This is a genomic window from Blastococcus sp. KM273128, from assembly GCF_021698975.1.
Lineage (GTDB): Bacteria > Actinomycetota > Actinomycetes > Mycobacteriales > Geodermatophilaceae > Blastococcus.
The window spans coordinates 1-20768 of record NZ_SSXA01000073.1 but is presented as its reverse complement, the minus strand read 5'-3'; the positions used below and the strand labels follow the sequence as shown (position 1 = coordinate 20768).

General features: G+C 71.3%; 17 protein-coding genes. All 17 read right to left on the bottom strand.

Annotation, left to right across the window (positions count from 1 at the left end):
* Positions 1-78 precede the first annotated feature (78 nt).
* The 17 genes from E9529_RS17335 to E9529_RS17255 all read right to left on the bottom strand — a co-directional run bounded on the left by E9529_RS17335 (position 79) and on the right by E9529_RS17255 (position 20522).
* On the bottom strand, positions 79-4080 hold the full coding sequence (locus E9529_RS17335) for a DEAD/DEAH box helicase family protein (RefSeq protein WP_236832518.1): 4002 nt from the start codon (positions 4078-4080) through the stop codon (positions 79-81).
* Positions 4081-4094: 14 nt separating this feature from the next.
* Positions 4095-4577, bottom strand: a complete 483-nt coding sequence (locus E9529_RS17330; protein WP_236832517.1) for a hypothetical protein — start codon at positions 4575-4577, stop codon at positions 4095-4097.
* On the bottom strand, positions 4574-6025 hold the full coding sequence (locus tag E9529_RS17325; protein WP_236832516.1) for a type IV secretory system conjugative DNA transfer family protein: 1452 nt from the start codon (positions 6023-6025) through the stop codon (positions 4574-4576). Before E9529_RS17325 ends, E9529_RS17330 begins: the two co-directional genes overlap by 4 nt.
* A gap of 81 nt (positions 6026-6106) precedes the next feature.
* The gene (locus E9529_RS17320) at positions 6107-7399 is read right to left on the bottom strand and encodes a hypothetical protein (protein WP_236832515.1); all 1293 of its coding nucleotides are present in this window, start codon (positions 7397-7399) and stop codon (positions 6107-6109) included.
* Positions 7399-7707 (bottom strand): hypothetical protein, encoded by a 309-nt coding sequence (locus E9529_RS17315; RefSeq protein WP_014375638.1) that lies wholly within the window; start codon positions 7705-7707, stop codon positions 7399-7401. The genes E9529_RS17320 and E9529_RS17315 overlap by 1 nt, the downstream gene beginning before the upstream one ends.
* On the bottom strand, positions 7704-8324 hold the full coding sequence (locus tag E9529_RS17310) for a conjugal transfer protein (RefSeq protein ID WP_236832514.1): 621 nt from the start codon (positions 8322-8324) through the stop codon (positions 7704-7706). Before E9529_RS17310 ends, E9529_RS17315 begins: the two co-directional genes overlap by 4 nt.
* Before the next feature lie 53 nt (positions 8325-8377).
* Positions 8378-9544 (bottom strand): M23 family metallopeptidase, encoded by a 1167-nt coding sequence (locus tag E9529_RS17305; protein ID WP_236832513.1) that lies wholly within the window; start codon positions 9542-9544, stop codon positions 8378-8380.
* The gene (locus tag E9529_RS17300) at positions 9541-11049 is read right to left on the bottom strand and encodes an ATP-binding protein (protein ID WP_374201366.1); all 1509 of its coding nucleotides are present in this window, start codon (positions 11047-11049) and stop codon (positions 9541-9543) included. The genes E9529_RS17305 and E9529_RS17300 overlap by 4 nt, the downstream gene beginning before the upstream one ends.
* The gene (locus E9529_RS17295; RefSeq protein WP_236832511.1) at positions 11046-12560 is read right to left on the bottom strand and encodes an SCO6880 family protein; all 1515 of its coding nucleotides are present in this window, start codon (positions 12558-12560) and stop codon (positions 11046-11048) included. Before E9529_RS17295 ends, E9529_RS17300 begins: the two co-directional genes overlap by 4 nt.
* Positions 12557-14170, bottom strand: a complete 1614-nt coding sequence (locus tag E9529_RS17290; protein ID WP_236832510.1) for a hypothetical protein — start codon at positions 14168-14170, stop codon at positions 12557-12559. The genes E9529_RS17295 and E9529_RS17290 overlap by 4 nt, the downstream gene beginning before the upstream one ends.
* Positions 14163-14918 carry a hypothetical protein gene (locus E9529_RS17285; protein ID WP_308195303.1) on the bottom strand — a complete coding sequence of 252 codons (756 nt, stop codon included), beginning with the start codon at positions 14916-14918 and terminating at the stop codon, positions 14163-14165. The genes E9529_RS17290 and E9529_RS17285 overlap by 8 nt, the downstream gene beginning before the upstream one ends.
* Positions 14919-14968: 50 nt before the next feature.
* Positions 14969-15343 carry a hypothetical protein gene (locus E9529_RS17280; protein WP_236832508.1) on the bottom strand — a complete coding sequence of 125 codons (375 nt, stop codon included), beginning with the start codon at positions 15341-15343 and terminating at the stop codon, positions 14969-14971.
* Positions 15340-16071 carry a hypothetical protein gene (locus E9529_RS17275; RefSeq protein WP_236832507.1) on the bottom strand — a complete coding sequence of 244 codons (732 nt, stop codon included), beginning with the start codon at positions 16069-16071 and terminating at the stop codon, positions 15340-15342. Before E9529_RS17275 ends, E9529_RS17280 begins: the two co-directional genes overlap by 4 nt.
* A 365-nt stretch (positions 16072-16436) precedes the next feature.
* Positions 16437-17195: a hypothetical protein gene (locus E9529_RS17270; RefSeq protein WP_236832506.1), complete on the bottom strand. Its 759-nt coding sequence runs from the start codon at positions 17193-17195 to the stop codon at positions 16437-16439.
* Positions 17196-17664: 469 nt separating this feature from the next.
* Entirely contained in the window at positions 17665-17835 is a 171-nt protein-coding gene (locus E9529_RS17265) for a hypothetical protein (RefSeq protein ID WP_236832505.1), read from the bottom strand.
* A gap of 111 nt (positions 17836-17946) precedes the next feature.
* Positions 17947-19704, bottom strand: a complete 1758-nt coding sequence (locus E9529_RS17260) for a copper resistance protein CopC (protein WP_236832504.1) — start codon at positions 19702-19704, stop codon at positions 17947-17949.
* 245 nt (positions 19705-19949) lie between these two features.
* A complete protein-coding gene (locus E9529_RS17255; protein WP_236832503.1) occupies positions 19950-20522 on the bottom strand; it encodes a DUF1775 domain-containing protein in 573 nt (190 codons plus the stop codon).
* Positions 20523-20768 lie beyond the last annotated feature (246 nt).

Below are 20768 nucleotides of genomic sequence, written 5' to 3'. Positions count from 1 at the left end.
GGACCGATGAGACCTTCGACAAGCCACATCGTCCCTGGTCAGAGGGGCATTCGTGCTTTCCGACGCGCAGCCACACGCCTATTCGATGGTGGATCGGGGATCAGTGGTCCTGCTGCCCGAGACCAGCCCGTCGTTGTAGTTCGCCAGAAGTTTGCGCACTGATGTCTCGACAGCCCCCTTGCCAAAGTTGTAGACCCAGGCATCCCGGTTGGTCTTGAGACCACCAGACTGCAGTGCAAAAATCTTCTCGATGGGCGTGAAGGCGCCGAAATCCTCGGTGCGCTGATACAGCCAGTCTCCGTGCTGGTTGGGGGTGATGGCGGCTGACGCCAGGTCGCCCAGGCTGCGTGCTTCGGCAACACGAGCAAGCTTCTGCTCACGGGTCAGATAGTCGCCGACATCGGTGTAGTGGATGGTCGCCGGTCCTGCCGCGTCAGACTTCTTGACCAGCAGGGTGATCGCCACCGTGGCCCGACTACCACCGCCGAAAACCTTGCCACCTTCACGGCGCGACTGCTCACCCGCCGTCCGCTGGTTTCCGCGCAGGTTGAACACGTGAATCGCGGAGAATTCCTCAGCGAGGGTCTGCCGCATGCCGTCGCCGGTGTTCGAGTCGAGGAATCCGCCGTTGGTCACGAACGCGACGATGCCGCGGTCCTTGATGCGTAGCGTCGCCCACTTGATCGCCCGGATGTAGGAGTCGTACAGCGAGTTCTTGTTGGTCGCCGTGGACCGGGCGGCGTAGGTATCGCGTATCGCGCCGTCCAGGGTCGGGTACTTCTCGTTCGCGTTTTCGTCGTTGGCGCTATCCTGCCCCGAGGAGTAGGGCGGGTTGCCGACGATCACCTGGATGGGCAGCTGCTTCTGCCGCTCAAGCCGCTCGTTGTTCTCCGGCATGACGTCGATGTCTTGCTGGTCGCCGTCCTCCCACGACTGAAAGCTGTCCGTGAGGACGAGCCCGGGGAACGGCGACGGCACCCCTTCCAGCTCCTCGTACGTCGTCTCGATGTTGGCCGCGGCGATGTAGTAGGCCAACAGCAGGATCTCGTTGGCGTGCAGCTCGTTCGCGTACTTGCGGGCCAGATCATGCGGTTCGATCAGCCCGCTCTGGAGCAGCCGCACCATGAACGTGCCGGTCCCGGTGAACGGGTCCAGCACGTGCACGCCCTCGTCGGTCAGCCCCTGGCCGAACTCGGCGCGCAGCACCTCGTCGGCCGAGCGCAGGATGAAGTCGACGATCTCCACCGGCGTGTAGACGATGCCGAGTTTCGCCACGGTCTTCGGGAACGCGGTGGCGAAGAACTTGTCGTACAGCTCCACCAGCACCCGCTGCTTGCCCGCGGCGTTGTCGACGCCGGCCACGCGCTTGCGCACGGTGTCGTAGAAGCCCTCGAGGGTCTCGTTCTCCGCGCCCACCGCGTGCGCGTCGAGCACCGCGAGCATGTTCTCCATCGTTCGGGCGACCGGGTTGCCGGCCAGGAAGCTGGAGTGGGCGAAGAGCGCCTCGAACACCGGCCGGGTGATGAGGTGCTGGGCCAGCATGTCGATCGCGGCGTCGTCGGTGATCGAGTCGTTCAGATTGCCCCGCAGGCCCGCGACGAAGTGCTCGAACTCGTCGGCAGCCGGTCCGGGCGAGGCGAGCAGCCCCTTGATCCGCGTGACGTGCGCCGCGGCGATGTCGGCGATGTCCTTCGCCCAACTCTCCCAGTACCGCCGCTCCCCGACCTTGGCGACGATCCGCGCGTACATCGCGTCCCGGAACTGGTCGGCCGGGAATTCCATGAGCAGCTGCTCGGGACTCTTCCGCACCGGCGCGTCGGGATCGGGCACGGTCACGGCGTCGATGTCCGTGGGGCCGGTGATGGTGACGATCTCGAGCTTGTCCGGCTTGTGCTTGTTCAGCTCGATCTGGTTGACCAGCGCGGAGAACCGGTCGTCGTGGCTGCGCAGCGCTTGCAGCACCTGCCAGACCACCTTGTAGCGCTCGTTGTCCCTCAGCGCCTCCTCCGGCGCGACGCCGGTAGGCACCACCACCGGGAGCACGATGTAGCCCAGCTCCTTGCCCGGGGCCTTGCGCATCACCCGACCGACGGACTGCACGACGTCCACCTGCGAACCGCGCGGGGTGAGGAACAGGACGGCGTCCAGCGCCGGCACGTCCACGCCTTCTGACAGGCACCGGGCGTTGGTCAGCACCCGGCACACCCCCGCCGGGATTTCCTCCTTGAGCCAGGCAAGGTGGGTGTTCCGCTCGTGGACGCCCATCGTGCCGTCGACGTGCGCCGCCTGGACGCGGAGCTGCGGCCGGTCCTCCGGGGCGTCGATCATCGCCCGGTCGGCGAGGTCGGGGAACGCGGCAGCCGCAGCCTTGGAGGCCTTGATGTGCTGCGCGAAGGCCACCGCCGTCCGCATCGGCGCCGTGATGGCTGCCGGAACATCGCCACCGGTCGCAGGGCCGAAGTTCTTCGCCAGCCCGTTCCAGCAGCCGATCAGCTTCGCTGCCTGGTCGAGCTGGATCTCCCCGGAGTGGGCCATGGCCTGCTGGAAGTTCTCCGCGACGTACTTCTCGTCGACGGCCAGCACCAGCACCTTGTAGTCGGTGAGCAGGTCGGCCTCCACCGCCTGGCCGAAGCTGAGCCGGTGCAGCTCGGGGCCGAAGATCTCCTCGTTTCCCATGTCGGCCAGCACCGCGTCGGCGTCGGTGGCCTTGCGCTTGACCTCCTCGCCGAACACCCGGGGAGTCGCGGTCATGTACAGGCGCTTGGCCGCCTTCAACGCATCGGCGTCGTGCACCCGGACGAAGGCCGATTCGTCGTTGTCCGCGAGGGTGACGCCGGTCGTGCGGTGTGCCTCGTCGCAGATGACGAGGTCGAAGTCGGGCAGGCCGAGCTCCTGGGCGCGGGTCACCACGTCGATCGACTGGTAGGTGGAGAAAACCACCCGCATCCGCGCGTCGACCGTGCCGGCCTGGAATCGGGTCAGCAGCGTCTGCGGGTCGGTCGAGGCGGGTTCGGTCAGATCGATCGGCAGCTGGTCGGCGTCGTCGGACGGCGCGCGCCGCCCCACCCGGACGTCGGAACACACCGCGAGCGCCCGGATGTCGACCTCGGCGTTAGCCATCCACTCCCGCAGGCTCTGCGACAGGAGCTGGATGCTCGGGACGAGAAAGAGCACATTCCGTCCGGCCCCGGCGAGTTCCTCGGCGATCCGCAGGCTGGTGAACGTCTTCCCGGTGCCGCAGGCCATGATCAACTGGCCGCGATCGTGCTCCGCGAGTCCGGCGCGGACGTCGTCCAGCGCCTTCTGCTGGTGCAGTCGCAACGCCTTCTTCCCCGTCGGGACGACGATCTCCGGCGTCGTCCAGGAGAACTGCGTCCAGTCGATCGCCGCGTCGGCGAGGTAGCCAATGTCCACCCGCTGTGCGACGCCCCCCGCCAGCGTCTCCTCGGCGTTGGCCGACCAGCCGGCGGCGGTGTCGAACACGATCCGCCGGGTGAACTGGGAGTGGGCGGAAGCGGACACGAACGAGTCGATGTCGGCCTTTGCCACGGTGCGGTCGGATGCATAGAACTTGCACTGGATCGCGGTCAGCCCGCCCTCGTCGGCGTTGGCAGCGACGAGGTCGATGCCGGTGTCCGGTCGACCCTCGCGACCTGGCCAGTCGGACCACAGCCACACGTCGGAGAACCGCGCAGTCCACTCCGGGTCGGTGGTGAGGTAGGCCCGAATGAGCTGCTCGAACTTGCTGCCCTTGTCCCGCTCGTCGAGGGCTTCGTCGCGCAGACGGTCCAAAACAGCGTGAATAGTCCCCGTCACGGCTTCCCATCCTGCCGCACAGAACGTCAGAACCAAGCGACCTCCGCCCGAGGCGTGGCCCGACAATCGTGCGGCCAGCGAAGGAGTGGTCAGCTCGACCGCCCGGGCAGCAGCATGCCGGCACCGACCCGGTTCGCCCGGAGCTGCAGGCACCGGTCCGGTCTCCACGGCGGTCTGCTCGCGGATCACAGCGTCCGATTCGTGCGCCTCCCCGACAACGAGCGCGCCGAGACCACGCTCAGCGCTACCGACCGAGTGCTCCAAGGCACGCGTCCTCATCATCGAGGAGCAGAGTCGAGAGAGGCGGTGTAGCGGGTCTCGGCGGGCCAGTCCTGGTGCCGGCCGGTGCGGCAGGTGCTCTCCCCGAGCCGCTGGGCCATGCGGTCGCAGAACATCGGGAAGGCGTAGCGGTTCCATTCCTCCACCAGTTGGGGGCCTGCTGCGTTCTCTGCTTCCCACCGCAGCACCGCCAGAACGGGCAGCTCCCGGGCGATGTGGGCGTGATGGGGCCAGCAGGCCGGGACCATCTGCGCGGGCCGCCACGCGTACTCGTGGTTGATCCATGCGACGACGTCGTCACACCAGCTCCAGACCGCTGCGTTGAGCTCGCCGCTGCAGCTGGCCGGCTCCCAGGGGCGCTCCAGGTCCGCCACGGCGCCGGCCTGTGCCACTCCCCCGCCGTTGCCTCGACGCACGTTCTCCAAAAGTTCGAGCGCATGCAGCACCGCAGAGGGCGGCGGTGGAAACGGCAGGACGATCACCAGGAGCGCGTCTCGGACTGCGGTGCGGCCAGCGGGTCGGCCCGGTCGACGTGCCGGCTGGGCCCGAGCCGGTGATCGCGGGCGTAGGCCAGCGCAGCAGCCGTGCGCTGCTCGACGTCGACAGTGTCGGCACGGGCACCGCTGACCCGCGCGCGGGCGGCGTCGAGCTCGGTGGCGAGCTGCTGACCGTCCTTGCCGTCGAGGCAGCGCCGCAACCGGGCGATGATCGGCGGTGCCGTACCTGCGACAACGAGAGCGTGCCGCTCAGGGATGCGCCGGATGTCGCCGGGGCGCAGCACCCGCACGTCTTCGCCCGAGCGGGACGTGCCGATGCCACTGGGCCCGTCGGTCACGGTCCGCCGGCTGATCCGCACATCGTCGAGCAGGTCGGACAGTTCCCGGTAAAAGTGGACGTCCTTGCCGCCGCCGAAGATGACGAGATTGTTGGTGAGCCCGAACAGCGAGCGGGCCTCGTCCTCGCCGTAGGAGACGACCATCTGTTTCCAGGTCTGGGCGGCGTAGATGAACGACAGACCGAGCGCGCGCTCGTTGGCCATCCGCACCCGCAGAGTCGGCAGCGGCGCGGTGGACGGCAGTTCGTCGAGACAGGCCAAGAAGGACGGGGTCTGCCGCCCGTGCGGCGAGGTGGCAGCGACGTGCAGGGCGGTGTCGAGGACGTGCTCGGCGACCGCGGTCATCAGCGGCACCGCCGAGGCGTAGGGGTCCTCCCGGCCGAGTAGGTACACCGTTCCCTGCCGTGCGATCAGCTCGGCCAGATCGGTCGCCGGCCGGCCGCGCGAAGGCACGCAGCGGGCCCTGATGTCCGGCTGGAAGAACAGCGACATCGCTTGCTGGACCGTAGTCACGGTATTGCCGACGGTGTCCGGGCTGCCGTGCAGGGCGCCGATCAGCAGCCCGTCCCAAAACCGGGCTGCGTGCGGATGCTGCTGCAGGATCTCGGCGGGCTGCTCGGCGGCGACCGGGTTGGCGACCCACTCCAGAACGTGCTCCAGGGTTCGGCCGGTGAGTGCTGCCGCGTGCAGGAATCCCTGCAGGACCTTGGCTGTCTCCGCGGCGTAGAACCGGGCGGCGTTGTCCTGCCGACCTCCGGTGACCGCGCCGGCGACGGTGCCGGCGGCGAACGCCTTGGCTCGTCGCTCGGCGATCCGAGGATCGACGCAGCCGGCGATCGGATCCCACACCAGCTCCGGTAGCCCTGGTGCGGCGCCGAAAGGATCGAGCACCGCGACCGGGCGCGGTGGCTCGCCGGGGCCGGAGGGCCGCTGTCGCCGCCCGGCGGTCAGCAGCAGGTCGTCGACCTTGGTCAACGTCGCCACCCCGGCGCCGCGGTGGGCCAGCAGCGCGGGAGCGAGCAGGTCAAGGGTCTTGCCGGACCCCTGCTCGCCGTAGACGCCGGTGGTGCGGTCGTAGCGGCACCACAGTTCCACCCCGTGCGGCTGGACCGAGCGGCCCAGCCGCCAGCCGACGTCGTTCGGGTCGAACCCTGATCTGAGCATCCGACTCCCCTTTCAGCGTCCCCGACTGGGCCCGGGCCGCTGGGCTCGCGCCGCCTGCAGCTGCTGGTGGGCTTGCTGAATGGCCACGCCGAGCGCGACCGGCGTTTGCGGATCGTCCAGCAGCGCCCGATTCGCGGCCCAGGCCCGGCGCGGGAAGCCGGCCGTCGTGCGGGCGTCCGGACCGGCTGCCCGGTCGGCGACGGCGAGGGAGAGCAGTCGGGCGTTGTGCAGAGCGCCGGCGACCGGTTGCAGGTCGGTGGCATTGACGCGGACCAGCCCGCCGGGCTGATATCCGCGCAGGTAGGCGGCCACCCGCTCGTCCCGCGGCGGCACATCACGGGCGTAGGCGATCAGCGATCCGTTGTCCGCCCAGGACCGGACGGTGCGGTAGTGCAGCTGCGTGGCGAGAGTTGGCAGGTGCTGAGCCGCGGACGTGACCGATGCGCGCAGGGACGCCGTCCAGGTGGCCGGGTCGGGCTCGGAGCGGAGGATGGCATGGAGGCGACCCGCTGCGGTCACGCCGGATGGTGTGTGCTGGTGGAAGCGGCGGCTGCCGTCGTCGTACGGACGCAGGGCTGTTCGGACGGCGCGCCAGGCGTCGGCCGCCGTCGTCTGACCTGCCGGTGGTGCGTCGGTCGAGCCGAGGCGCGCCGCAGCAGAGCTGAGTGTCTGGGCGGCGATCGTGTAGGCCAGGACCTCGGTGACCGACGGTGGATCATTGGCTCGGGCCGTGGCCTGGAGTAGGACGCCGATGGCGTCGGGGACCACGCGTGCTGGGTCGACGGACGCATTGACCGCGGGACCTGGAACGGGGCGGTCGAGGATGGCGACGTCGGCGCGTGTCGGCGGTTGCAGCGCGGCTGTCTGCTGGACGAGGGCCGCCTGACGCTCGACCTCGGTGTGCCACTGCGTCGCCGGACCGGCAGGCAGGCGGTGGGCGACCACCTCGGCCAGCGGCGTCACTGTCTCGGCTACGGCGGTGGCGACGGCCCACCGGCTGGTCACGGTGGTGTGGTCGTACAGGACGCCGACAGTGTCGGCTGCGGCAGCCGCCAACCGAGTCAACGCCGACTCGGTCGCTGGAGCGCGGACGCCGAGCTCTGTGCAGGCGGCAGCCAGGTCGGCGACCTGCTGTTCGCGGCGATCGCCGGCGAATGGGGAGACGCCGTCGTGGCGCAGGTGGGTCAGCGCCCGACCCAGTTGGCCCAAGGCGGTGCCTGCATCGGCGCGCGCGGCTGCGCTGTCGTCCGTGGTCCGCGCTGTGTCGGCGAGGGCGTCGAGTAGCTGCCCGAGCGACGTGGCCATCAGCGTGGCGCACGCAGCGCTCGGTGGCCGTGCTGGGCGGCGGCGAGGACGTCGGGGTGTGCGAAATCAGCGGCGGGCAGGTTGCCGAGGATGCGCAACGCCTGCTCGACGAGCCGGTCGGGGTCGGTGGCGTCGGCGGTTGCGGGCACTGGGCCGCTGGGCGTGCGCAAGGCGGTGGCGGCGGCGAGGCAGTGCAGCTGCGCTGTCGCTCCGGCCTGGTCGTTGCGGGAGGCGGCGGCGAACAGTGCCGCAGCCTCGGCCCGGGCGGCCAGCAGATCGGAGTTCATGCCGTCGTCGGTCGAGCTCATCGAGGGTTCTCCTTCACAGTGCGGACGGGTGGTGCCTGGGTCGACGGTGCTGGGGAGGTCGATCGGGAAGTGGTCGTCGGAACAGATCTGTGGAGACGACCGCGGATTGCGTTGCCGCCTATGGACAGGAGGCGATGAAGGCGTCCCCGGCTGCCTCTGGACGGGTAGCGGTCCGGGCGGATGACCGCTCGCCCGGCGCGTAGCTGCCGCAGCCCGAGGGCTTGCTCGGCCTCCCTGCGGGTGGCCATGCCGCCGCGGGCGTCGCCCGGGCGCCGGTGGCGGGCGACCAGGACAGCGGTGATGACGGCGGCGGTCAGCAGGACGAGCTCGGCGGCGGCAACACACGCGTACACCGGCACCGGCCGGGCGACCCGAGCCAGCTGATTCGGTGGCAGGCCGCGGCCGGGATCGCCGCTCAGGAGCCCGCCGAGGACGTGGGAGATCGTCTCGGTGCCCTGCGGCCACACCCAGCCACCGCCCCACAACGCCGAGGCCAGTCCAAGACCGGCCAGGGCTGCCAGTGCGACAGCGATCAGGGCGCCACCGACTGCGGCGACGGCCATTTCCCATCCCCGAGCGATCGGCTGTGGATCGCGACGCCGGAAGGGCGTCGTCACGCGCCGGCCCTGAGCCGGTGGTTGATGTCCACGTCCTGGTTCCCCTCTGCCGGTCAGCCGGCGGTGGTGGCATGCAGGTCGACGCCGCGGCTGGCCAGCCACGGCACTGGATCGACGGACGCGCCGTCGAGGCGGACCTCGAGGTGCAGGTGAACGCCGGTGCTGTTGCCGGTGGACCCCTGGAAACCGATCAGCCCCCCGGCGCTGACGCGCTGGCCGACGGTGACGGTGTAGGCCGACAAGTGCGCGTAGCGGGTGGTCACCCCGCCGCCGTGGTCGAATTCGACGAGGTTGCCGTAGCCGGCCAGGCTCAGGGCGCCGTCGCGGTCGCAGTAGGCGCTGGTGCACTCGGCACGAACTACGGTGCCGTCGGCGGCGGCGTAGACAGGGGTGTCACGGGGGCCGGCGATGTCGACCCCGGCGTGCAGGGTGCCCCAGCGGGACCCGTAGCCGGAGGTGACGGTGCCGGCGGTGGGGCGGATCCACGACCCGGCCGGGACCGGCAGGCCCGGGCAGACGCCGGCCGCCGCACCGCTCGCGTCGACTGCGGTGGCTTGGGCGGCGGGCCACAGCATGGCGGTCAGCTCGCGGGCGAGCGGCTCCCAGCGGGCGTATGCGCCGCCGGTAGCCGAGATCTGCACGGCCTGGGCCGCCTGAGTGAGCGGGATGGTCCGCCAGTTCGGTACCTCGACCAGCCGGCGGTAGAAGGCCTCGGCGGCGTAGACGGGGTCCATCAGCTGGGCGACGGTGCCCCATTCGGCGGTCCAGCGCTGTTGGAAGGTGTTGACGCTGTCGTGGTCCGAGCCGAGCCCGTCGTGCGGGTAGGTCAGGCTGGTGGCGGTCACTGCGGCCTGTTCGGCAGTCAGTTCGGGGCTGCTGCCGTCGTTGGCCAACATCCGGATGCGGGACTCCTGGTACGCGGTGGCCAGCGCCACGGTGGCCGCATACGGGTCGAGCCCTCCTGCGGCGGCGACGGCGACGATGGTCTGCGCGTGCCCCATCTGGACGGCGTCCAGTTCGATGTCGGCGGCGGAGGCGCCGGTGCCGGCGATCGAGCAGGACGACGCCGGCGACGTCGACGCCTCCGGAGCGGCGAGAACCGCGAGCGGGATCAACAGCAGGGTGAGTACGCCGAATACTGGGATGGCAACGGGAGCAGCGGCCTTCCACAGCCATCGCTTCGCGTACGGCAGGGCCAATCCCTCGGCCGTCCCGCTCATGCCGGGCCTCCGGCGATGAGGGCCTCGTTGGTGTCGGTCAGGGCCAGCTCGGGCGCGGTGAGGACGGTCTGCACCTTGAACGCCCGGTCGCCGACCAGCCACAGGGCGCGGCCCTTGCCGGCGATCGCCCATCCGGTCACCACCCGTTGGGCGACCGGGGACAGCCCCAGCATGGTGGCGAGCTCGTCGCCGACGGCCTGGTCCTGGCCGTGCAGCACCTTGACGTCGCACAGGTGCAGCAGGTCCCGGGCGATGGCCACCGCCTGGGAAGATGCGTCGCCGGCGGTGAGCATGTCCGAGGGCTTGTGCGCGAGCAGGATCTGCACGTCGGCGTCGCGGCGGGACAACCGCAGGTTGGCGTCCAGGCTCTTCATAGCCTCGGCACCGAGGCGCATCTGCCGCCAGGTCTCGTCGCGGATGACGATGCGCAGGTCGCCGGGGTCGGCGATCTCCCGCATCGCCTGTCCCCAGGAGTTCAGGCACGTGAGCGCGATGCCGACGGCCTGGTCACCGAGCGGCTCGAGGCGGGACAGCGACAGGGATTGGATGGGCGCCCGCCAGTCGACCTCGATCGACGTGTGGTCGTCGAACAGCCCGGCCAACGAGCCCTTGACGAGGGAGCCGAGGGCGTCCCGCAGGGTGCGGGTGGCGTCGAGGAAGTGCCGCCGGTCGGCGTACCGACAGCAGGCGACCAGCTCGTCGGTGGGCTCGTCCAGGGCTCGCCACAGCTGCGGGATGGTGGGCTCGGCCAGCCGGGTGGCTCCGCTGCGGTAACCGGTGAGCAGTCGCAGCGCCTCGCCGACGGCGGTCTCCTCCACCGGGCCGAACGGCACGGACTGAGACCCGACCAGGCCACGGATCAGCACCAGCCAGCGGGCGAACATGATGGCCTCGCGGCGGCGGGCCTCGGCGGCGTCGAGCTGCTCCCAGCCGTGCCCGAGCGGGCCGAAGGCCAGCGGGTTGACCCGGGCGGGAAGGCCGTGGCCGATGACGAACGGCTCCACGCCCAGCGCGCGGCACAGCGGCTCGTACTCGTCCTTGGTGTCCCCGAGGACCAGGGTGCGGTAGCCGTAGGCCAGCATGCGCAACGCGAAGGCCTTGACCGTGGCGGACTTGCCGCGGCCGGGCTTACCGAAGATCACGACGTTCGGATTGGTGACCGGGATGTCGTCGTCGGTGACCCAGCCGACCGGATCGCAGTAGAACGCCCCGCCCGACAGTAGGTCGATGCCCATCTGCGCACCGGTGGGCGGCAGCCCGCTGGTGGCGATCAGCGGCCACACCACCGGCGTCTGCTCCGACGTCATCCGCCACACCGACAGCGGCGCGGTCGCCGCCGCCCGTCCCCGGCCTCGTCCCCGCGGCCCGCGGCGAGACACCAGCTGGGTGAAAGGGCCCCGCTCGCGTGGCGCTCTGTCCACGGTGGGTTGCGCTGGCAGTCGGTGGCCGAAGTCGTCGAGCAGGACGGCGACGTCCCGGCCCCGGCGGAAGCCGCGGCGGTTCATCGTCGTCCTCGGCGGTCGGGAAGCCCCACACCGAGGGGTATGGCGGCGGCGGCGAAGCCGGAGTCCTGCGCCAAGTCCAGCCGCAATGGCACGAAGCCGGCAGCACGGATGGATGCCGACAGCCGTCGGCCGTGCTCGTCCACCGGCCACGTCGCGGGGACCGTGACGCAGGCGGCGACGGCGGGGCGGACCAGCGCCCGCCCGGCGGCCAGCTTCTCGTCGGCGGCACCGATCCGCTCGGTGTCCCGTCGTTGCCGGGCCCGCTGCCGAAAGCCCATCCGGGCGCGCAGCTCGTTGCCGGTGGTGGCGCTCATCTCCTCCCGGCCGACCACCCGGGTGGCCCGGTCCAGCGGCAGCGGGGCCAGGAACACCGTCAGGCAGCGCCGCTCCCCCGCCACCGTCGGCACCAGCACCGGGGCCAGTGCACCGAGCACCGCCCCGGAGTCGGGCAGCAGGATCGTGTCGGTCACCGACGCCCACGCGTCGTGCACGTAGTGCCGCACCTCGGCGCGGGCCTGGGTGGGCCCGGCGGCAGCCATCGGGATCCCGGTCGCCAGCTGCGTGCCGTTGGCGGCGGACAGGTCGGCGGCGATCAGTTGGCCACGGTCGCCGGGGGCGAAACCGGTGCGCACCGCGGCAGCGAGTGCTGCTGAGTCCAGCCAGGTGACGGCGGTGCAGCCGACCGGGCCACGCAACGCACTCTCGACCTCGGCCATCACCCCGTGCAGCACCCGGGCGCGGCCGTCCACCCCGCCGCCGGACTCCTTCGCGGCCCGACCCATCCGTCCCTCGCCGACGACGACGGTCACGAAGGCCTCGGTGCGCACCGCGGCCGGGGTGAGGGTGGCGCTCAGCAGTGCGTTCACCCGGGCGGCCAGCGGCGCGGCGTCGGAACGGGTGTGGGTTCGTTCCCAGGCGGCGCGCTCGGCACCGTCGTCGGGCACGGTGCGCACCTGCAGGGCCAGGACGTCGATCAGTTCGGTGCGCGCGGCGATCTCGCACAGCTCGGCCAGGCCGGCGCCCATCCTGTCCCGCTCGGCCGGCTCAGCGAGGCCGATGCCGGGATGGTCGATCCGCGCCACGGCCGCCCACGTGCGCGCCGCGAAGTTCTGCACGATCACCGGGCGGGTGAACAGCTGCCCGTAGGGCGGTCCGTCGTGGGTCCGGACGCCGGCGAGTACTCCGGGCAGGTCGGCCTCGGAAAGATCCTCGGCCGTCCCGGCGGCGGCCCGGGAGCCGAAGACCGTCCAGCCCATGGCTCCTCCCATCGCGTGCAGACAGAGGTCGCCGAACCAGCGGCCGGCCGCGCGCCCCCGGATGGGGACCAGCAGCACGGCGGCCAGCAGCGCCCACACCGGCAGCCAGACGGCGAACAGCCCCCATGCCTGCGCGTTCAGGGCCAACAGCGCCGGTACGCCCGTGAGGGTGACGAGGGCCAGTTGGGCGCCGGTCATCCCGAGGAACCAGCCGGAGACGTCGCGGGAGTAGTCGCCGTAGCGGACGGCGTTCATCGCGCGTCGTCCTGGTCGGGACCGATCGGGTCGCTCTCACCGGGCCGGTCAGGTGCGATGCCGTCGAGCCGCTCGGCGGGCCAGGCCGCGGAAGATGCGCCTCCGGCATAGTGGGCGCGCCCGTTGCCGGTCGTTCTCGTCGGCTGTGTTCCATCGTCGTCGGGACGGCGCCCGCGGCCGTGCCCGCCTCCGGTCGCCGTCCCTCCGCCGAAGCCGTTGCCGCGCGCCGGTACCCGGGCGGGCACCGGCTGCCCGTAGTACGGGTGGGTGTGCCCGACTCCGGCGCCCGACAGCACGTCTGACGCCGAGGCGGCCACCCCGGCGGCCAGTCGGCCGGCCGTGGAGGTACCCGTGGTCAGCGCTCGCAGCGCGCCGGCGAAGCGCCCACTGGTCGCCGCGTCGGCGGTCGACTCGCCCTGCGCGCGGTCACCGGCCAGCTGCGCCGCGGCACCGGAGGCAGCGACCCCACCGGATGGGGCACCCGCCGCCGCGGTGGCCACGGCCGCTCGCCCGCCACCAGCCTTCTGCAGCGCGCCCATGACTGCGCCGGAGGCCGCCAGCGAGGAGCGCAACGACGCCCCACTCGACGTGCCTGGGTCGACGAAGGCCAGCAGCCGGAACAGCGCCAGCGGACAGATCGCGCCGAGCAGGATCAGCAGACAGCCGACCACCGCCATGCCGACCGCGGCCTCAGTGCTCGTCTCCTCCGCTCCGGTGATGATGCCCTCGGTGATGGTCACTCCGACGCCGAGGACGAGCACGGCGACCGGGGCAACCAGCAGCGCGGCGAGGAACCAGCGCAGGCTTCGCCAGAACCAGGTGCTCGACGTCTGCGCCAGCAGTCCCCCGGCCGAGATCGCCGAGGTCGCGGCCAGCACGATCAGCGCCGCCTCGCGAACCAGCATCAGCAGCAGGTAGCCCACGCTGGCCGGCACCAGCAGGAAGATCGAACTGACCCCGAGCACGGTGGCGACCGTGCCGTCGACCAGGTCGCGGCTCACGCTGATCGACGGGTCGAAAGAGGCCAGGTTGTCGATGTCGAGCAGGCTGCGCAGGAGGGTGGTGGTCAGTCCTGAGACGCCGGTGACCAGCAGCGCCGCCACCCCGATGTAGCCGGCCCAGACCAGCCCGAACTGCAGCAGTCCGATCAGCAACCGGCCCAGCGTCTGCCCGTCCCGGCGCACCGCGGCGATACTCAGTTGCACCATGGCCATCAGCGCGGCCACGGTCGCGCCGATGCCAAAGGTCACCGGGTAGACGGCGGCCAGCGGGCCGTCGGCGGACAGGTCCGGGGTGGCCAGGGCGTCGATCACGGAGAAGGCCAGTCCCAGCAGCCATAGCCCGGCCTCCCACAGCGACAACATGGCGCTGACCCACACGTCGGCGACCACCGCGCCCGCTGCCTCGCCGACCACGCAGAACGGGTTGATCGGCAGGCACGGCAGCGAGCTATCGTCCGCCGCCGGAGCTGCGGGGAACGCCACGATCGTCGAGTCGGCCGAGGCCGGAACCGCGGTTGCCAGCCAGGCCACCACCGCCAGCATCAGGACGACGACCAGCATCCAAGGGCGCGGCAACCGGCCGCTCTGGGCAAGCTGCGGCCTAGACATGGCGCAGATCCCGCCAGCCGGCCGCGATCGCCGCCTCGGTGCCTGGCCAGACCGAGGGCGCCGGCACCGGCTCCTCCCCCGGGCCGATGACCCACCGGTCCCCGACCCAGGCCATGCGCTGGCAGTCGGCGATTGCGATCCGGGAGGTCTTCTCCACGGTGACGGTGAACTCGAGGTTCACGCACACCACCACGAAGTCCTCGCCCACCGTGCCCTTGATCAGTCCCATCACCGGGCGGATGACGATCGCCAGCTGCGGAGACCCCGCACCGGAGAGCTCCGCTGCAGACAGCAGGCTCGCCATGCCGTCCACCCCGGACCACGTCTCCGGGGTCGGCCCGCCTGGAGCGGCCCATTCGGCGATCACCCGTCGCACGCCGTCCATCGAGCCGCTCTGCATCGCCGTCACATCGATCGCCGCCAGCTGCGCCAGCGAACCCTCCGGAGTACGCGGGAAGCCGGTGGGCACGTCCGCCGGGCCCACGCCGGTGGCGCGTGGCAACTCGAGAACGCCTGCAGCCTGTCTCGACAACGGGCCGGGCAGCGCGTCATCCGGGTCGGCGGTCGGCATCGGCGCGACGGCCAGCGCATCGTGACGCGACATGCCCGGAGAGGGAGCTGCAGTCTGTCGGGCGGCGTCCCTCTCGTCCGGCTCCTGGGTCAACCTTCCGGCAACTGCCAAGACAAGACCGGCCAGCACCGCCAGCGCCACCACCGCGCTGACCACGAGCACCACAAGCAGACGCATCGGGCTCCACTCCGGCGCACCGCTCCCCCGGACGTCGGAACGGCGGCGCATCAGGTGCACCCACTGCCGGTGATCGAGCCGAGGATCACCAGGATGACCGTGTAGGTGATGGCCACCATCACGACCACCGCGATGCCCATCGCCCCGTATCGGGAGGCATGCGGGTGGGAGAACATCCGGCCGACCAGGACCGAACCCAGCGACACGACCGCGGCGATCCCGATCAGCGCCAGCACCCCCCATTTCACCCACGCCGTCACCTGATCGGCGAAGGCCTGCACTCCCGGGGGCGCCTCCGGGCAGACCGCCGCGGTCAACTCCGCCGGCGCCGCGGTGGCCGGCCACGCGGTCAGCACGACCAGGCCCGCAGCGACGAACGCGACGGTCGAGGCCGCTCGTACGGCTGCTTTTATGCGAGGTTTCACCGTGTCTCCCCCGCCGCGCCTGGCTGGGAAGCTGCCGCCCGGTGTCGATGCCGAGGCTGCGGTGGCACGGCGGGCATCAACAGTGCGGCCAGCGACCGGCCGGCGGCCTCCACCCCCTTGGGCAGCCGGTCCCCGGTCAGACCGGCGGTTTGCAGTCGTCCGTCGACCGGAACCCGGACCATCCGTCCCCGCGACCTCAACTCGCGAAGCTGCGGACCGAAGCTGGCCTTCACCGCTCGGGGCCAGCGCGCCGGGCCCACGACGGCCACCACCACCGGCTGCCCGGCGAGCTGGCTCAGCACGTGCTCGGTCAGTCGCACCCCGGGCACGGTCGGCCGGCAGACGATGACGGTGCTCGTACGGTCGGCGGCCAGCCAGCCCAGGTCCTCCGGAGCAGGCAGCCCGAGATCGAGGACGGTGACCGCCGGCTCCTCGCTGATCGAGAGGGCCGGCCAGCCGCCAGGCTCCACGTCCGCGACGCGTCGGTCGATCGTCACGCGGTCGCGGGAGCCACGTCGCCAGGCGCCGGCGGCGTCGGTTCCCAGCTCCGCCGACGCCGCGGCAATCAGCCCTGACCGGCGGGGGTGCGCGGCCTCCACCAGGTGCACCCGCCGGTCGGTGGCTGCGGCGGCGTCGCTGATGGCCAGCGCCACCGTGGAGGCGCCGGCACCGGCGTGTGCCGCCACGACCGTGATCCAGTCGGCCGCCAGCGCGGCGGTGTCACCCATGCGCGGGACAGCCGCGAACTCGCTGTCACCCCTGCTCGCGCCTCGCTGCGGCGCTATGTCACCGCTGTCAGCCCACCGCTCGCGGTGCGCGTCATCGAAGGCCGGGAGTGCCGTGCTGTCCCCGTCTCGCCTCGTGCGGCGCGGAGATCGAACCGGTGCAGGGTCCTGGGACACGGAGAGCTCGTGGAGACGCGTCGGCGCCACGAGCTTGCTTGCGGCAGCTCGCGGACGGCGGGCACGCAGCTCGCGGAAGGCCTGCTGGATCTCCACGACGGACAGCAGTCGCTCATCGGGGTCGACGTCGGCGCCGTTGGCCACACCGCCCGTCACGGCGCCGGCTTCGTCGACGTCCCGCAACAGCGGGCTCACGCGACGGCCGCCAGGTACTGAGGAGCCATGCCGCGCAGGGCGGTCAGCGTGCGGTTCCGCCGGCGGTACAGGGTGCGCGTCGTGATGCCGTGTGCTGCGGCGACCTTCTGGTCGGCGCGCCGGTGTTGACGGTCGCGGCTGCACTCGGTGGCGATCAGCAGTGCGACGTCCTGAGCGTCGACCCCTGAGCGCACCGCCCACTGCAGAAGGTCGACGACGTCGAGGTCCTCCCCTTCGTCGTCGGCGCTCGCAGTTGCGATCCGAGTGATGTCGCCCGTAGCGGTCAGGATCTCGACCCGGTCGGGGTGGTAGCGGCTGCCGGGGCGCAGCTCGGCGAGTACCGCCCGCCGGGTCTCGGCGCGCAGGTTCGCCGCGATCGCCCGAGGCCGGCGTCGCCATGGGTAGCGGCGGATCTGGCACGCGAGTTCGCCGACGACCACGGCGAGGATGTCCGGATTCAGGTCTGCCAGCTGCCCGGCCATCGTCCGCACCAGCCCGCTGAGCAGGTGAAGCGTCAGCAGCAGCGCGTCGTCGTCGCGGCCACCGTCCACAGCGGCCAGCCGGACGAGCGCGGCGAGCACGACGTCGCGGTGGTCGTCCGTGCCCCGCTCGGCCCAGACGGCGAGCAGGTCGTGGACGCTGCTCAGCCCGGCCAGGGCTGGCTCGGTGGCGGCCCAGCGGACGAGGATGGCGTCGTCGTCCAGGCGTGCGGCAAGCGCCGGCCAGCTGCCGACGATGGTGGGGTCGTGGAACATGTGCGGGTCCTCCGGCATCGGTGTGATGCCGTCGACGCTCCGCAGAGATGTTCAACGAGCCGTCACCCTCGGCAGGGGTGACAAGGAGCGGTCACGTCACCCCGTCACCAGCGCTGTCCCGCTATCGCGTCCGGGGACACTCGGCATCCCGCAGCGAGGGGGTGACGGATCAGGGAGCGAGGGGTGACGTACGCGAGGTGCACCGACGAAGGCGACCTGTCCCGGGGTGACGCCTGGGTCAGCTACTCCTCACGCCCGCCCGTCGACCGGGACGCCACCGCGCATGGGCCTCACTCGCGTCCCTTCCACACAGGACGCGGACTGCCGATGGCGATACCCGGTCAACCTTCCTGCGCGGGAGATCCTCACCGGGTGGGCAGACGGGCACTTCATCCACGACTCGGCCATGGCCTTGCGATGTCGCCTGTAAGTCATTGGCTCTGCGGGGCGGTGGCTCATGCACGTTGCCTCAGGCGGTGCCCAGCGGACTGTCGATGAGGTAGCGCCAGGCGCTGTCCTGCCCGCGCCGCGCCATGCCGGTCGCGGTGCCGGTCATGTCGATGTGCCGGCCGTGACGAACGGTGCCGATGATGGTCCAGTCGGCGGTGTCGTCGACGACGTAGACGTGTCCGGGACGCACCCTCGATGGGCAGCCCCGACTGCTGGAGTGGCGCGCTGGTCGCTGCGCGGGTTGCTCGCGCTCCAGCGTGCCGTCGGCGAGACGCATCAAGAGCGACGACCGTGTCGGACCTCAACGCACGGGGAAATCCACGCTGGCGGTCGTGGCGGTGAACTCGTCGACGCGGACCGTGACCGTGAGAGTCCAGGTGCCGGCCGCCGGGATGGACATACCGTCGCCGATGAAGTGGCCGGGGCCTCCCGGAAGGAGGTCCACCTCCAGTGGCCCGATCTCCCGCGCCTTCTCGCTGAGCGTGACTTCGATCCCGTCCGGCTGGATGAGCTGACCTGACCCGTCGAATGCGTAGATGTGCAAGGTATTCGGTCCGGTGCTCGCCGGGTCGACCGTCAACTGCACGGCACCGCTCGCTTCAGCGTCGGCGGAGCCTTGGAGCGGAAGAGTCACGTCGACGGGCTCGGCGATCGTGGACCGGGCCGGTGGTGTCCCGACCAGGACCGCCGACAGCGCCAGGATGACGGCTCCGATGGCGACCTCGATGAGGACCGAGCGCCGGAGGGGACGTAGATCCGGCGATCCGGCGTCGGCGGGGGTGTCGGTTCGGTCTTGCACGTGCTGTTCCGCCGCGGTTTCCGCTTCGCCGGCGGCGAAGGCGTGCGCGGTGACCGTCCGTCGACCCGGGCGGGGACGTGGGCCTCCGAGCTGCTGCTGAACCCAGACGCGCGACACTCCAGCCACGGCCAGGAGCACGATGACGACCAGCACCTTGGCCAGGAGCAGCTGCCCGTACGTCGTCCCCGCCAGTGCGGTGGGAGAACCGACCTCCCGTACCGACTGCAGGACGCCGGTCACCACCAGCGTCCCGACCGACCCGAATGCCAGCTGCGAGTACCGCAGCAGAGCGGTGGTCAGCTGTGCGGCCGGCACTCGGGACCGGACGACGACGACCAGGAGCGCGGTCAGGCCGCCCAGCCACACCGCCATGGCCAGCACGTGCACCGACGTGATGGAGACGGCCAACCCGGGCAGAGATCCGGCAGCGGCGTGGCCGACGGCAGCGACCGTGACCGCCAGCCCCAGGAACAGGGCGGCCCCCACGATCGCGAGCGGAACGGTCGGCTGAGCCTCCCGACGCCACACGACCGTCAGCACCGCGGCCAACGCAAGTCCGCAGACGATCCGCAACAACATGATGACGCCGAAGCTGGAACCAGCGGTGGCGGACAGCAGGGACGGATCGAACACGGCTTCCAGACCGACACCGCCCACGTACGGACCCTGCAGCAGGAACGTGAGCACAGCCGCGGCCACGATGGCCACGAGGCCGGCCGAGGTCAGTCGCCGCATGGTCCGGTCGCCCCATCCGGCCGGCCAGCAGAGGAACAGGAACACCGGGATGCCGATGGTCAATGCCATTCCGGCGAAGCCGAGCCACCGGGCGACCGGCAGCGCGACGCCCACGGTCCCGTCGACATTGTCTGCTCCCGCCGCCGACAAAACAGGCGCGAGCTCCCCGTCACCGACGACGAACGCGTAGGCCCCGGAGATCGGATGTGCGTCCTCGGAGACCACCCGGTACGAGACGGTGTAGCTGGCATCAGGAAGCCCCGCGCGAAGTGGCGCAACGACGGTGACGCCATCCTCCACCGGCGAGCCGGTGTCCACCCGCTCCCCGTCAGGCCCCAGCACTCGGACGTATCCGGCGCCTACCGAGACCGGCTCGGTGAACTCGAGCTCGACCTCGGCGGGTGCGGCATCCAGCCGCGCCCCGTCCGCCGGCATGGTGGCGACCAGGGTCGCGTGAGCGGACGCCGGCGGGGCGGTGACGACATCGACCGTGAGCCCGCCGGCAACGGCCGCGAGCGTGAGCACCGCGAGCGCCGTCCACCGCCTCCAACGGGCACGCGTCGGCGCAGGTCGGCGAAACGTCACTGACCCCGCGGGCCGCGCCACGCGATCGAGGCGACCGCGACCAGGCCAGCACATGGCATCGCCTCACAGACTTCGACGGATGGCACAGTCGGACAGCTGACGGTAAGCCCGCCGGGGGCCCGAGTTGGTCCATCCACGGGCGACACAGGGGGTCGCGGCTGGGTGTTCACGCGGCCGGGAGCACCTCAGGAACTGCGGGAGACACGGGACCGCCAGAACCACAGGCCCCCGGCGAGCGCCGCGGCGAGGAGAGCGATGCTGACGACCAATCCCGTGCTGGTCGACTCGCCCTCTGTCGAGGACTGCGCCACCTCTTCCTGCGGCTCCACGGTCGGCGCGCTCTCGGAGCTCGAAGTCGACGTCGGGGCTGGGCTCGACGGCGCGGTCGTCGTCGCGCCCGCCGGGGCGGCCGCGACGGTGATGGTCGGTGCAGGGTTGTCCGGTTCCGGATCGGCCTCGGTGGGGAGCTCGATCCACGCATCTTCGCGGCCATCGGAGTAACGCAACAGGGTCTTGAACGGCAACTCGGTGACGCCGAGCGGCAGCCGTTCGATCGTGACGCCGTACTCGAGGTCTTCGCCCGGAGCGATGGCCGGACCCTCGATCTCGTATCCGTCCGGGGTGGGCGCCAGGGCCCAACCGGCCGGCCCCGAGGCCAGGGACACCTGCTCCGGGAGAATGCCCTCGGGCAGCTGCGTCTTCACTCCGGCGATACCGGCGGTATCCGACTCAGCAGCTGCCGAGAACACCACGGTCACCGGGCCCGCACCGGCCTGCGCGCCGGGCGCACTTGCTTCCACGTGCGCCCTCGCAGGTCCTGCGCCGGCGAGCACGAGGCCCAGGACGGCAGTCGTTGTGACGACGGCACGTCGGCTGAAACGAGTCAACATTCTGTCCACGGTGTCCTTAGAGCGTCCGCCAGTAGGCGCGATCTTGGTGCGGTCCGGCGTGGCTGAGAGGTGAGGGCAGGCACGAGGGCCACGCTCGCGAAGGTGCTAACGCTC

Bases quoted from the DNA above. Each gene is read 5' to 3' on its own strand.
- E9529_RS17320 (WP_236832515.1), bottom strand. From the start codon at position 7,399: ATGGCCACGTCGCTCGGGCAGCTACTCGACGCCCTCGCCGACACAGCG.
- E9529_RS17315 (WP_014375638.1), bottom strand. From the start codon at position 7,707: ATGAGCTCGACCGACGACGGCATGAACTCCGATCTGCTGGCCGCCCGG.
- E9529_RS17305 (WP_236832513.1), bottom strand. From the start codon at position 9,544: ATGAGCGGGACGGCCGAGGGATTGGCCCTGCCGTACGCGAAGCGATGG.
- E9529_RS17300 (WP_374201366.1), bottom strand. From the start codon at position 11,049: ATGAACCGCCGCGGCTTCCGCCGGGGCCGGGACGTCGCCGTCCTGCTC.
- E9529_RS17295 (WP_236832511.1), bottom strand. From the start codon at position 12,560: ATGAACGCCGTCCGCTACGGCGACTACTCCCGCGACGTCTCCGGCTGG.
- E9529_RS17290 (WP_236832510.1), bottom strand. From the start codon at position 14,170: ATGTCTAGGCCGCAGCTTGCCCAGAGCGGCCGGTTGCCGCGCCCTTGG.
- E9529_RS17285 (WP_308195303.1), bottom strand. From the start codon at position 14,918: ATGCGTCTGCTTGTGGTGCTCGTGGTCAGCGCGGTGGTGGCGCTGGCG.
- E9529_RS17275 (WP_236832507.1), bottom strand. From the start codon at position 16,071: ATGGGTGACACCGCCGCGCTGGCGGCCGACTGGATCACGGTCGTGGCG.
- E9529_RS17270 (WP_236832506.1), bottom strand. From the start codon at position 17,195: ATGTTCCACGACCCCACCATCGTCGGCAGCTGGCCGGCGCTTGCCGCA.